Origin of the sequence: Streptomyces sp. NPDC052101, assembly GCF_040680235.1 — a bacterium.
GTDB lineage: Bacteria > Actinomycetota > Actinomycetes > Streptomycetales > Streptomycetaceae > Streptomyces.
On record NZ_JBFAWH010000014.1, the window covers coordinates 93,521 to 106,046 of the forward strand.

Here is a 12,526-nt window from a genome sequence, read left to right on the forward strand (position 1 = left end):
TCGGGCGCGCCTCAAGGAGCGAGGGGAGAGCGTGTCCGGGGCACCAGAGGTGCTTGTTGACCGGGACACCATGGTGTTGCGGTGGCGACTACAACCTCGCACGCTCTCCTCGGTCGAAGAACTGTGGCAGTTGTACAGGGTGACAGCCGACCAGCGGCTGCGGGACCAATTGATCTTGCACTACCTGCCGTTGGTCAACTACGTGGCGGGCCGAGTCGGCGCCGGCCTCCCATCCAATGTCGAGTCGGCCGACTTTGTTTCCTCCGGAGTGTTCGGACTCTTCTACGCCGTCAAGACCTTCGACCCTGAGCGGACCGCCAAGTTCGAGACGTATGCGATTAGCAGGATCCGCTGCGCAATGCTCGACGAGCTGCGTGCCCTGGACTGGATACCCCGCTCGGTGCGGCTGAAGGCGAACGCCGTGGAACGCGCCTACGCAGTGCTGGAGGCCCGTCTCCGGCGCAGCCCCTCGGATGCCGAGGTCGCCGCCGAACTGAACATCGGGCTCGATGAACTCCACTCGGTATTCAGCCAGTTGTCGCGGGCCGACGTGGTGCCACTGGAAGAGCTGCTGCAGACCGAAGGGAATGATGGAGGCCAGCTCAGCCTTGTCGACACGCTAGAGGACGCTGCCGCCGACAATCCTGTCGACGTCGTCGAGGACCGCGAGCAGCGACGACTGCTGGCCCGCGCCGTCATCGGCCTCCCCGAACACGAGAGGACCGTCGTCACCCTCTACTACCACGAAGGGCTCATGCTCCCCGAGATCGGGCAGGTACTGGGCATGACCGAGAGCCGAGTCAGCCAGATCCACACAAGAGCAGTCCTTCGGCTCAGGAAGAAGCTGACCGACCTACGGGAATAGTCCGCTTCTGAAAAACCTGAACGGCACCCCGTTCACCGTGCGCCACGAGCCGGTCGATGTCGTCGCCGAGATCGTGCCGTGGAGCAGACCGCTGTTCCTGTTGATGGCCAAGAGGCTCCGGCGCTGGCCGCAGCATGCTGGAGGCCGATCTACAGTACTGGCTCGTCGAACTGGACCAAACGCTCAAGCCCAGCAAAGGCACACTGAGGGAGCGCGGGGACCGTCTCGCCCGGATCCCGGCCGAGTCGATCACACTGCGACCGGTCCTCTGCGACCTGGCCAGGGCACGGGCCGCGGTGCTTGAACACAATGTGTCGACTGAGGTGGCCATCGAGCACAAGAACGCCTCTGCCGGCGTCTGCACCGGCACGATGCTCACCGACCCGTGGGTGCTCACCGCTTACCCACTGCTACGACGACACGCCGGGCAAGATGTCCGTGCGGGGCGGCTCGGACCGTGTGCGACAACTCTGATGTTCGTCAGCGGAGCATCGATCGCCGAGGTGTTGTTCCAGGTGCTGGCCAGGATGTTGCTCACTCGATCGTGTGGGGCTGAGCCGCGGGGCGCCGGGTCCGGGGGAGCTGGAGGACTCCGAGACTGATGTGTTGGCCGCGTTCGTCCTGGCATGTGCGTCAGCCCGTCTGACCGACGGGACGATCCACTGCGACGTCAGGCACTTGGAGCGCACGGCCTCCGGCCCGGCCGGCACCGAGGTAGTTCGCACCGCGCTGGCCGAGGCCAGCGTGCGCCACCTTCCGGCCTGGGCCGGGAAGCTCGCCCCGCACGTCCTGCCAGGAGCCGCTGGGACACGCCTGGATCGCCACCACGATGCGCTACATCGAGCCTTCGTCAACTTGCAGTCGCAGGTCAAAGGGCTGGTGTGTTCGGTTCTTCGGCAGCGAGGTAAAGCAGCTCGTTCTGAGGTGCCTGCGGCATTACTGTGACGCGATGGTGCATGTGCGGGAGATGGTTGAGCCTGACATTGAGGCCGTCTCGGCGATCCGGGCCCGGGGATGGCAGGCGGCGTACGCCGGCATCGTTCCCCAGACGTACTTGGATGCAATGACGGTCGAAGGTGATGCCGGTCAGAGGCGGCAGTTGTTCTCTCAACCCGTCGGAAGTCCCGAGACCTCGTGGCGCTCAGTGACCGTGGCCCGGTGGGATGGATCTGCTTTGGGCCGTGCCGCAGTGAGATGTCTGGTCTGAGGCAGGTGGGTGAGGTCTACGCCTTGTACGTATTGCCGGATCTGATCGGCGAGGGCATCGGTCGGAGGCTCCTGGGCGAGGCTCACGCTCAGATGAAGAACCAGGGCTTCGGAGCGTCGGCCTTGTGGGTTCTCTGTGACAACCACCGAGCCCGGCGCTTCTACGAGCGGGCCGGCTATCAAGTCGATGGTGCGGCTCAAGATGACGTCTACGACGAGATCACGCTCACTGAGGTCCGCTACCGGCGCGAGCTCTGAGTTCAGCGACGATGGGTGCATCCTGTCTTTGAGTGAACGTATCTTTGAGCGGGCGAGCGCGCCTCGGCCGCGTCGGCGCCAAGGCAGGTGGGCGGTCGGAAGTTGATGCTGAGCCCGCACCGTGAGCCGGGCGCGGAGGAGACCATTCTCGCCGGACTGCTAGCGCATCCTCGCTGCCTCGACGCGCTACCGCGATTGGGACTCCAGTGGCTCCGTGGAGTGTGGCCGAACGACCTCGACACACGTCAGCCCAGTCACATTGACCGGAGGCACACGCGTGTCGAGGTTGGGGAACAGAACGGTCCGAGTCGGCTCGAATGCCTGCCCTGGCACTCCGAGGCCCACCTGACGTGGGCATTCAGCGTGATAACCGAGCGTCTCACCCGCAGCCAGCCAGCCAGCAAGCAAGTCACTGGTGGCGCAAACCGAAGTCGACCAGCTGAGGTGCTCGTTACTCATCGGCATTGCTCCAGCACATTCAGCGCCTGTCCGGAAGCAGGAAGGTGCGGCGCTCCTGGGCGGTGAGTTCTCGGAAGACTCCTTTGCGGGCGCGGCTGAGCAGGCCGTCGACGTCGTGATCGGCCAGCGTCCATAGGCGTATGGTCCGGTCGTGGGAGGCGGTCGCCAGGCGGGTGCCGTCCGGGTGCCAGGCCAGGCCGTTCACCCAGTCGGCGTGGACGCCGAGCACGGCCACCTGGGTGGCGGTGTCCGGGTCCCAGAGCCGGACCGTGCGGTCCCGGGACACTGACGCGATACGGGTCCCGTCAGGCGACCACGCCAGGTTCTGGACCCGGTCCTCGTGGCCGAGCAGGACAGCGAGTTCGGTGCCTTCGACAGGGCTCCACAGGCGGATGGTCCGGTCGCGGGAGCAGGTGGCAAGGCGCTGGCCGTCGGGGGACCAGTGGACCTTCCAGACGTAGTCCAGGTGACCGCGCAGGGTGGTGATGGTGGTGCCATCGGCGGTGTCCCAGACGAGGGCGGTGCGGTCGGTGCTGGACGTGGCGAGGTAGCGGCTGTCCGGTGACCAGGCCGTACCGGCGACCCAGTCCTGGTGGCCACGCAGGAGATGGACGGGCGCACCGGTGACGGCGTCCCAGATGCGGGCCGTTCCGTCGTGGGAGCCGGTGGCTATGCGGGTGCCGTCCGGGGACCACGTGACGTGGGAAAGTTCCTCAGCGTGCCCGGTCAGGCTGAGGCTGTCGTCGCTGCCGTCGGTCCGCCGCACCACCGCGGACCCGTCGCGCAGGGCGATGGCCAGGCGGGCGCCGTCGGGGGACCAGGCCACGTCGGTCACCCCGACGGCGGGCCAACCGCCCGTTGTGCGGCCGGTGGCGACATCCTGGATGCGCACGAAGGCGTCCTGGGAAGCGGCCGCGATGCGGGTCCCGTCAGGTGACCAGGCGACACGGAGGACGGCATCATCGTGGCCGGTGAGGACGTTGGTGGGTTCGGAGACGTCCCAGACCACCGCCGTGCGGTCGCGAGAGGCCGTTGCCACTTGCTTTCCGTCGGGGGACCAGGCGATTCCGTAGAGGGTGTCGACGTGGCCGGTGAGCTGGATCTCGCTTTCGGTCGCGTAATGCTCGCCTCGGGTGCCGGAGAGGTTCCACACGTAGGCCGTGCGGTCCGCGTCACCACCGGCGAGGCGGGTGCTGTCCGGGGACCAGGCCAGGGAGTTGATGACCTCCGAATTCTGTACCCACACCACCTCCCAGTTGCGGGTGTCCCAGATGCGTACGGCCCCATCACCGCAGGCCGAGGCAAGCCGGTGACCGTCCGGCGACCACTGGACCGACTCGATGTTGCCCTCGTGTTCGGTGAGTGCGGTGACGAGGGCTCCGGTGGGCACGGCCCAGACCCGGACCGTGCCGTCCTCTCCGCCGCTGGCCACCCGCGTCCCGTCAGCTGACCAGGTCACGCTCCAGACCATGCGCCGGTGCCCGCGCAGTACCGCGCACGCGGCGTAGGTGCCGGCATCCCAGATCCGCACGGCGCAATCGCTACCGCCCGACGCCAGGCGACTGCCGTCGGGCGACCAGGCCACGCCGCCGACGCCCTCCTCACGGTCTCCGGTCGCGGCGGTGTGGCGGAGGACGGCCAACTCAGCCCAGGCGCCGGTGGACCAGACGCGGACCGTGCTGTCCCGGCAGCCTGCCGCAAGCTTGCCTCCGTCGGGGGACCAGGCCACCCCTTGCGTCCAGGCACCGTCCCCCGCGAGCACGACCGGTCGAGCGTCGCGGTCCGGCTGCCACACCCGGACGGTGCCGTCGTCGCTCGACACGGCCAGCTGCCGCCCGTCCGGCGACCAGGCCACCCCTGACGCACCGCCTTCGAAGCCACGCAGCACCGCTCGCAGACGCGCCGCGCCCAAAGCCGTGTGCAGCGCCTGCACCGCGCCGGAAGTGGCCGCGCACTCCTCGACCGCCGACAGGGCGGCGAGCACCGCGGCTTCCGGCTCCCTGTCGAGGCGTTCGAGCACCCGGACGGCCACCGCGTCGGCAGCGTGTTGCATCGTGGACCGGTCCGCCCGGAGCGACCGGTCCACGAACTCTTCGACCAGGGGCGTCGTGCCGAGCGCCCGCGCGGACTCCGCCATCCACCGCCGGGCGACGGACAGCCGCTCCCCGGTGAGGAGGTATCCGTCCTGACGCCCTACCCGGTCCCAGTCCTGGGCCCAGCGCTCCACCTCGGTGCGGCGGCGCAACTCCTCGGCGCGTGCGACGACCGCCTGGCGCAGCGGCGCCCACTGGCGGAACAGCGCCTCGTGGGCCACGTCCAGCACGTCCCTGTCGCCGGTGAGCAGACGTCCGGCGACGAAGGCGTCGGCGACCTTCTGCTCCTGCGCGGTGAGGTCGGCACGGCGGACCCGGCGCCGGGTGGCCTCATTGCGGTCCACGGTGACGAACCGCAGCAGTGTCTCGATCACGGGCGCCACCCCTAGCTCGGCGGTGATCCGGTCGGCCTGTTCGGTCAGGGCTCCGGCGACGCCGCCGAGCGCGCGGTAGGCCTCCTCACTCGCGGTCCCGCCAGCTCCTCCGGCGCGCCGGTACAGCTCTTGGAGGGTGTAGGCGAGCAGCGGCAGCGCGTCGCCGCCGCCGCATTCGTCGACCATGCGGGCCACGACGCCAGGCGCGAAAGTCAACCCTGCCTGCTCGGCGGGCCTTTCGATGACCTCGTGGAGCGCGTCCCGGCCGAGCGCGCCGACGAGGGTCGGCTCGCGCACCAGCTCGGCGAAACCGGACTCCAGGAACCCGGTGAGAAAGTCCGAGCGCAAGGTGGCTACCACCCACAACCGTGGGTCACGGCGCAAAGCTTCGCCAACGGCGGTCAGGAACCCGTCCCGTTCCTCGCGACCGCACAGGGTGAGCAACTCCTCCAGCTGGTCGATCACCAGCAGCGCCGGTCGTTCGCCGGGCAGGTGGGACAGCCGCTGCCGGAGAGTGCCGACCGGATCCGCGCCGGGCGAGAACGGTGCCGCGACCGTCCAGCGTCCCCGACGCCGGGCCAGCGTCGGCAGCAGTCCGGCGCGCACCAATGACGACTTGCCGCTGCCCGACGGCCCGACCACGGTAACGAACCGCTGCGCCCGCCCCGGCACCGCCGGGTGCAGCCGCCCGACCAGTTCGGCGATCTCCCGGTCCCGCCCGAAGAAGACGGCCGCATCGTCCTCCGTGAAGGCTTCGAGCCCCGGGTACGGTGGCTGGTCCCGGTCCCACTCACGACGCACCGGCGCCGGCCGATCGAGGAAGTGCAACGCGATCTGGCCCCCGACGAGCAGCACCAGTGCGATGCCGATCAGTGGCACCGACCAGTCCCGCAACAGCCGTAGCGGCAGCGGGACATGGTCCGTCTGCCCGGTCGCGTAGTTGGTGGCAATGCCCAGCAGGGTGCCGACCAGCATGAGTGATACGTCGGCCACGAGCTTGAGCGGGCGTCGATCCATGGACCGACAACCTATCCGTCAGAGTTGATCAGGCCCAACGAGTTGGCGGTGCAGCAGTCGTGGCCAGGCCGGATACCGCAGCGCCATCCAGCCCACCGGGGCTGAGGTCCCCTCTCTCCGCGCCGGAGCCGGATCCCGTGCCGGGGGCGGGCGCGCCCACCGTGGTGTCTGCCCCGAATGGGTTGTACGGACGGGTTCGATCGTGCCGGTGTGGCGGCCCGAGTTGACTACGGACGTGCCCGCTGCGGACTACCAGCGCGTCCTGTCCGCGCTGGTGGAACGCCGGTCGAGCGGGGGCGAAGTGATGAGGCGTCAGGAGAACGCCGTCGTACTCGGGCTGTGCCCGGCCAGCGTGGAGGGTGTGCGGTCGAAGATGAAGCGGCTCGCGGACCGCGGCTGGGCCACTGAGCCGGCCCCGGGCCGGTTCACGCTCGCCGACGGACCAGCCTGCGGCTCATGAACATCGTCAACGACCACAGCACCATCTGCTCATGGACGGCGGACAGCGTCTCATAGTCGCGCACTAGTCGGCGCGAGCAGAACAGCCATGCGAACGTCCGCTCCACGTACCAGCGCCTTGGTAGCACCACGAACCTCGCAGCGTCGTCGGTGCGCTTGACGATCTGTACGGTGAGTTCGAGCTGCTCTTTCGACCAGACGACCAGGCGGCCCGCGTAGCTGCCGTCGGCCCACACCAGGGTGATCTTCTTTCAGCGGTCCCGCGGACGTTCCAGCAGGGGCACGGCGGCGTTGCTGTCGTGGACGCTCGCGGTGGTCACCATGACCACCAGGAGCAGGTCGAGGCAGTCCACCACGATGTGGCGCTTGCGCCCGGGCACCTTCTCGCCCGCGTCGTAGCCGCGAGAGGACGCGGGGACCGTGGCGGCGGCCCGCACCGACTGCGAGTCGGCGATGGCGGCGGTCGGCTCCGGGGCGCGGCCGGCGTCCTCACGCGCCAAGCCGTGCAGCCGGTTGTGCAGCTCGGCCAGCAGCCCCTGCGTGCCCCAGCGGCAGGCGAACGCGTAGACACGGTGCCCGCGGGGGAGTTCGCGGGCACCGCCCGCCAGGTGATGCCGCCCGCGACCAGATAGCGCACCGCGTCGCCCATCTGCCGATGGGAGTAGCCCTCCGGTTGCCCGCCCCTGCTCTCCAGCCAGGCGGGGACGGGCATCGCGTCGCGCACGTCGGACCACTCCGCGTCGCTCATGGCGGATGGTTATTTCGGCCCGCCTGTGTGATCACTCCCTGGCGTTCTCGAAACGGTGAGCGAGGCAATCACACGACCGAGCGACCGAGTTGGAAGACACCAGCGTAGACACGGAAAACTGCGGCACCAGGGGCCTCCTGTTGCTCGGCTGGATTCGATACCCACGAGCTGTGTGTGAGGTCCTGCTTTCATGCCTGGTCGCCCAGAAGGCCACCGACTGAGTCGACGGCCTCGAACTCACGATCACCAAGATCGATAGAGCAACGGCTGCTCAGCTGTCGACTGTGCCCGACTTGGCGATCTTGACGACTGCCTTGGGCTTACCTGTCTGCGTGCCCAGCCCCTCGATCTTCTTCACCAGATCGAAGCCTTCGACAACCTCGCCGAAGACGACGTGCTTACCGTCCAGCCAGGCCGTTTTGACGGTAGTGATGAAGAACTGGGAGCCGTTCGTGTGAGGACCCGCGTTCGCCATCGACAGCAGGCCTTCCTTGGTGTGCTTGTGCTTGAAGTTCTCGTCGGCGAACTTCTCTCCGTAGATACTCATGCCGCCAGTGCCATCGCCACGTGTGAAGTCACCGCCCTGAAGCATGAACTCCGGGATGATGCGGTGGAACTTCGAGCCCTCATAGCCGAAGCCATGCTCGCCGGTGGCCAGCTCGCGGAAGTTCCGAGCGGTCTTGGGCACGTCGTCGTCGTACAGCTTGAAGACGATCCGCCCTTCGGATTTGTCGTTGATGTCGATGTCAAAGTAGACGTTGGAGCCCATGCCTCCGATCATGGCATGCAATCCGTCACAGGGTCGTCACCTTCCGCGAGGGACACTCGCTCGTTGCCTGGAGATCGGTACGGCAGCGGCTTCTCAGATGATCTGGTCCGGCAGCGGCGGATCTGGTGGGTACCGGGCCCGGCGGACCTGGCGGGTCCTTCCGCCTCAGCGGGTAGGCGGTGTGGAGCGGGCGTAGCGGCCCGCGAGTCGACGCAGGTGGGTGACCAGCTCCGCGGGCTCGGTGACGTCGAAGTCGAAGTCGAGCATGCCCAGATAGACCGCGAGTGTCTGCACCGTGTCGGCGCCGGTGATCAGGACGCAGGTGTCGGCGTCGAGTGCCTCGACCGTGCCCACCGCGGGGTTGATCCGCTCGATCACCGCCGTTGCCGGGGCGTGGACGATCACCCGCGTGTGGTAGCGCCAGGCCGCGCCCGATACCCGTTGGGAGACGTACGCCGCGGCGTCACCGCCAGGCAGTTCGCGCGGAGTGAAGCGCGGTCCGGTCGGGGTGCGGGGCTCTATCCGGTCGACCCGGAAGGTCCGCCAGTCCTCGCGCTCGACGTCCCATGCCAGCAGGTACCAGCGATGCCCCCAGTTCACCGCCCGATATGGCTCCACAAGGCGGCGGGTAGGCCTGCCGGTGTGGTCCAGGTAGTCGAAGCGCAGCCGTTCCCGGTCGCGGCAAGCGGATACCAGAGTGGTCAGCACGTCCGCGGAGATGGTCGGGACCGGTCGGTCGGCCGGCACAGCCACGGTGTACGCCTGGAGAGTCCGCACCCGTCGGCGCAGCCGCGAGGGCAGCACTTGCTCCAGCTTGGCCAGTGCCTGCAGCGAGGTCTCGGCGGTGCCGGGGACGGCGCCCTGAGCAGCGGTGCGCAGGGCGACCGTCACCGCGACGGCTTCCTCGTCATCGAGCAGCAGCGGGGGCATCGCCGCCCCGGCGCCCAGCCGGTAGCCGCCGGTGGCTCCGCGGGTGGCGTCCACTGGATAGCCGAGTTCGCGCAGTCGGTCGATGTCATTGCGGATGGTACGGCCGCTCACCCCGAGGCGCTCGGCCAGTTCGGATCCGGGCCAGGCCCTCGGGGTCTGCAACAAGGAGAGCAGGCGCAGCAACCGTGCGGAGGTATCGAGCATGAGACCCAGCCTGTTGTGCCATTAGGCACGTAGTGTGCCTATATTGAGAATACTGTCTTACCCATGGAGAGCAGCAGCAATACCGACGCCCGGATCCACCCGTTCCGTATCGACGTCCCGCAGGACGAACTCGATGACCTGCGGGAGCGGCTGGCACGTACCCGCTGGGGCAGCGAGATCCCCGGCGCCGGCTGGAGCAGGGGCGTGCCGACCGCCTACCTCAAGGACCTGGCCGTGTACTGGGCCGACGGTTTCGACTGGCGCAAAGCGGAGGCGGAGCTCAATGAGTTCCCGCAGTTCACCACCGAGATCGACGGTCAGAACATCCACTTCCTGCATGTCCCATCGCAGAACCCGACGGCCGTGCCGTTGCTTCTGCTGCATGACTGGCCCTGCTCGTTCGTGCAGTTCGTCGAGGTCATCCGGCCGCTCGCGGAGGACTTCCACGTCGTCGTGACCTCAACGCCCGGCACCGGCTTCTCCGGTCCGCTCGGTGCGGCTGGATGGAACACTGGCCGCATCGCAGGCGCATTCATCGAGCTGATGGGGCGGCTCGGCTACGGCGCCTACGGCGTCCAGGGAACGGGCGGCGGAGCCTGGATCGCCGCCGAGATGGGGCGCCAGGCACCCGACCGGGTCATCGGCGTTCACGTCAACGGCCTGGTCACCTTCCCTTCCGGGGACCCCGCCGAACTCGACGGGCTGACCGAGCTCGAGCAGGAGCGGCTGGCCCGGCTGGAGAACTTCCAGCAGGACAAGATGGGCTTCAACGCCATCCAGTCCACCCGCCCGCAGACCCTCGCCTATGGACTGCACGACTCGCCGGTCGGCCAACTCGCCTGGATCACCGAGAAGTTCAAGGAATGGACGGACCCCGCCGCTGAACTTCCCGAGGACGCCGTGGGCCGCGACCGCCTGCTGACCAACATCAGCGTCTACTGGTTCACCGGTACGGCGGGCTCCTCGGCGAACCTGTACTACGAGTCGGGCCACGACCCGAGCGCCTGGGCCCCGAAACCGCGCGGCACCGTCCCGACCGGCGTGGCCGTCGCCCTGCACACCGACATCGCCATCCGGCGCTTCGCCGAGCGCGACCACAACGTCACCCACTGGACCGAGCTGGAACGCGGCGGCAACTTCCTCGCGCTGGAGCAGCCAGAGGCGTTCGTCACCGACGTCCGCGCCTTCTTCGGCGCACTCCGAGGCTGACACTTACGGTTGGCATCCCGAGAACGCCCGGGCAGCCCACGGCCTTGAAGCGCAAGGTCGGGACTGCCCGGGCTGAACCACTCCGGGTTCCCCCTGACGGGCGGCAGCCTCGGATTCCTCGACTTCACCGCGCAGTCGGTCGTCACATCGGCCAGATCGCCTGAGACGACGGGCGAGTCGTGCCAGATCGGCTGAGATCGGGACCAGGAAGGAGCATCCCAAGTCCGCTCCCGTTGGGGGTTACCCGCGCCCAGGAGTTCGGTCAGACTCGGCGCATGGGAGATGGCGTCCAATGGTCGCTGGACGATGACTGGGATTGGCAGATCCAATGCGCACGAACTCACGATGCGTTGCTGCGCGACACGGACTCGTGGGTACCTCCTGTTGAGGAGGAGCTGGTGCTGGCCGCCCGGGCGACCGCATTGAGCCAGTGGTATCCGTCCACCAGTCACAACTACCTCCGGTTCTCGGACGGTCCTCCGCCCTGGGTGCCCGGGGGGCGCGACGACGTGAGATATGTGCCGGGATGTATCTCCTTCGCGAAGGAGGGGGCGGACGGCAGCGTCGTCTTCCGAGTGTGGAGCGGGCTCCTGTTGCAGAGCCCTGAGCCGGTGCTTGTGCTGGCCACCCCGCATGCCGTGGTCGCTGTCGAGGCCCTGATGAAGGTTCTGACCACTGACAGCTGAGAGCCCGCAACGAGCTGACAGTTCGGGTGATGGAAGCCGCAAGCGGCAGAAGTTTGAAAATCAGACCCGAACGTCCCTGGGTGGGCCAACCATACGAAGGGCTCGCCCCGTCCCGCGGAAGAACGTGGAGAAGGCTGACCGGGGTGTTGTGGCCCGATGAGTAAAAGTACTCATGACTCCCACCGAGCCGCGGGGGAGGATCTTGGGATGACGACGCTAAGGAAGACGAGGGTCCGGCTCGGGATGCTGCCGTTGGCGGCGATGGTCCTGCTGGCGGCGGGGTGCGGAACGCAGCGGGCAGGGGATGCCGCCGACGCGTACCGGCGTTCGCATCCAACGCCGACCGGCATATCGACGCCGAGTACACCAGCAGACTTCCCCTGCCCTGGCGAGAGCCCCAAGCCGACGGCGCCTACGGCCGCCGCTACCCCCAGCTCAACCGCGCCGCCGACCGACCACTATGCCGAAAACCACGGCTTCAGAGTTCCCATCCCGCTCCACGGCCAAAGCCGCTGCGACGGACTCAGAGCCGTCGGACGCGTCAAGAAAGCACTCGAACCGCTGCGCCAACGCGGCGACTTCGCCCCGGACGGCGTCCGCAACGCGCTGACCAGCCTCGGCTACTCCGCCGGGAAGGTGCAGGCGTACCAGGACGGATCCGCCGGGGTCGGCTTCCTCATCGACATCGGCGCCTCTCCCTGGTGTGTGGAGGGCACCATGAGCAGTGACTCCACCAAGGCGGATGCCTTCGGCGGCTACCCCGACGGAACCGGCTGCGAGCCCCCGAGCGGCGGCCACTGACCACTGCCGTACCCGCCAGTCGGACTGCGGTGGCAAATCATCAACGTTCGCTGTCTGTCCCGTCTCACCGATTCCTGATGCGGTCTGCCAAGCCGCGAGGGCACTGGGCGGGACGGGCTCGAGTTCCGCTGTCGGCACGGTCGTTGCCCCAGGTCACCTCGTCGCCCCCGGCCAGGACGTCGGCGAGAAGTTCGAGCAGTTGCGGCCCGTTGTTCCGGACGCGTCGCGACAGAAGCTGGCAGCCGGCGTCGTTGATCGCGACGCAGTGGTGGTGGGTCTTTCCGGCATCGATGCCGGTCCGGATCGCGGCCAAGTTGTGCCGCCGTGAGGTGTGCCGGCAGAGTTTGAAGGCCACCCCTGACGCCCCTGGGTGGGTGAACCATACGAAGGACTCACCGTGTCCCGCAGGACAACGTAGGGAAGTCTGAGTGCCCTGGTCAGAAGCGCA

Annotated in this window: 12 protein-coding genes and 1 pseudogene; 7 read left to right on the plus strand and 6 right to left on the minus strand. The window is 68.1% G+C overall.

Annotated features, from left to right (window positions below; all coding sequences use genetic code 11):
• The first annotated feature begins 70 nt into the window (after nucleotides 1-70).
• From whiG to AB0L75_RS24710, 3 genes are all read left to right on the plus strand, one after another.
• Complete coding sequence (gene whiG / locus AB0L75_RS24700; RefSeq protein WP_365184856.1) at nucleotides 71-865, plus strand: RNA polymerase sigma factor WhiG; 795 nt, start codon at nucleotides 71-73, stop codon at nucleotides 863-865.
• Between the two features lie 134 nt (nucleotides 866-999).
• Entirely contained in the window at nucleotides 1,000-1,467 is a 468-nt protein-coding gene (locus AB0L75_RS24705) for a hypothetical protein (RefSeq protein ID WP_365184485.1), read from the plus strand.
• Nucleotides 1,468-2,023: 556 nt separating this feature from the next.
• On the plus strand, nucleotides 2,024-2,329 hold the full coding sequence (locus AB0L75_RS24710; protein WP_365184858.1) for a GNAT family N-acetyltransferase: 306 nt from the start codon (nucleotides 2,024-2,026) through the stop codon (nucleotides 2,327-2,329).
• Nucleotides 2,330-2,807: 478 nt separating this feature from the next.
• On the opposite strand, the gene AB0L75_RS24715 is transcribed toward AB0L75_RS24710, so the two are convergent.
• Entirely contained in the window at nucleotides 2,808-6,272 is a 3,465-nt protein-coding gene (locus tag AB0L75_RS24715; protein ID WP_365184488.1) for a WD40 repeat domain-containing protein, read from the minus strand.
• A gap of 235 nt (nucleotides 6,273-6,507) precedes the next feature.
• Between AB0L75_RS24715 and AB0L75_RS24720 the strand changes: the two genes are divergently transcribed.
• Complete coding sequence (locus AB0L75_RS24720) at nucleotides 6,508-6,732, plus strand: hypothetical protein (protein ID WP_365184491.1); 225 nt, start codon at nucleotides 6,508-6,510, stop codon at nucleotides 6,730-6,732.
• Here AB0L75_RS24720 and AB0L75_RS24725 read toward each other — a convergent pair.
• The 4 genes and pseudogenes from AB0L75_RS24725 to AB0L75_RS24740 all read right to left on the minus strand — a co-directional run.
• Nucleotides 6,698-7,138, minus strand: a pseudogene (locus tag AB0L75_RS24725) (transposase); the annotation flags it as partial. The gene AB0L75_RS24720 and the pseudogene AB0L75_RS24725 sit on opposite strands and share 35 nt — an antisense overlap.
• Nucleotides 7,048-7,479 carry a transposase gene (locus AB0L75_RS24730; protein ID WP_365184494.1) on the minus strand — a complete coding sequence of 144 codons (432 nt, stop codon included), beginning with the start codon at nucleotides 7,477-7,479 and terminating at the stop codon, nucleotides 7,048-7,050. The pseudogene AB0L75_RS24725 and the gene AB0L75_RS24730, both read right to left, overlap by 91 nt.
• Nucleotides 7,480-7,750: 271 nt before the next feature.
• Nucleotides 7,751-8,248: a peptidylprolyl isomerase gene (locus AB0L75_RS24735; protein WP_365184496.1), complete on the minus strand. Its 498-nt coding sequence runs from the start codon at nucleotides 8,246-8,248 to the stop codon at nucleotides 7,751-7,753.
• Between the two features lie 165 nt (nucleotides 8,249-8,413).
• Nucleotides 8,414-9,382: a YafY family protein gene (locus tag AB0L75_RS24740; protein WP_365184499.1), complete on the minus strand. Its 969-nt coding sequence runs from the start codon at nucleotides 9,380-9,382 to the stop codon at nucleotides 8,414-8,416.
• 63 nt (nucleotides 9,383-9,445) lie between these two features.
• Between AB0L75_RS24740 and AB0L75_RS24745 the strand changes: the two genes are divergently transcribed.
• The 3 genes from AB0L75_RS24745 to AB0L75_RS24755 all read left to right on the plus strand — a co-directional run bounded on the left by AB0L75_RS24745 (nucleotide 9,446) and on the right by AB0L75_RS24755 (nucleotide 12,078).
• The gene (locus AB0L75_RS24745; protein WP_365184502.1) at nucleotides 9,446-10,591 is read left to right on the plus strand and encodes an epoxide hydrolase family protein; all 1,146 of its coding nucleotides are present in this window, start codon (nucleotides 9,446-9,448) and stop codon (nucleotides 10,589-10,591) included.
• A gap of 275 nt (nucleotides 10,592-10,866) precedes the next feature.
• Nucleotides 10,867-11,277, plus strand: a complete 411-nt coding sequence (locus AB0L75_RS24750; RefSeq protein ID WP_365184505.1) for a hypothetical protein — start codon at nucleotides 10,867-10,869, stop codon at nucleotides 11,275-11,277.
• Nucleotides 11,278-11,484: 207 nt separating this feature from the next.
• A complete protein-coding gene (locus AB0L75_RS24755) occupies nucleotides 11,485-12,078 on the plus strand; it encodes a hypothetical protein (RefSeq protein ID WP_365184508.1) in 594 nt (197 codons plus the stop codon).
• Between the two features lie 64 nt (nucleotides 12,079-12,142).
• Here AB0L75_RS24755 and AB0L75_RS24760 read toward each other — a convergent pair whose 3' ends face one another.
• Nucleotides 12,143-12,433 carry a transposase gene (locus tag AB0L75_RS24760; RefSeq protein WP_365184511.1) on the minus strand — a complete coding sequence of 97 codons (291 nt, stop codon included), beginning with the start codon at nucleotides 12,431-12,433 and terminating at the stop codon, nucleotides 12,143-12,145.
• Nucleotides 12,434-12,526: the final 93 nt, after the last annotated feature.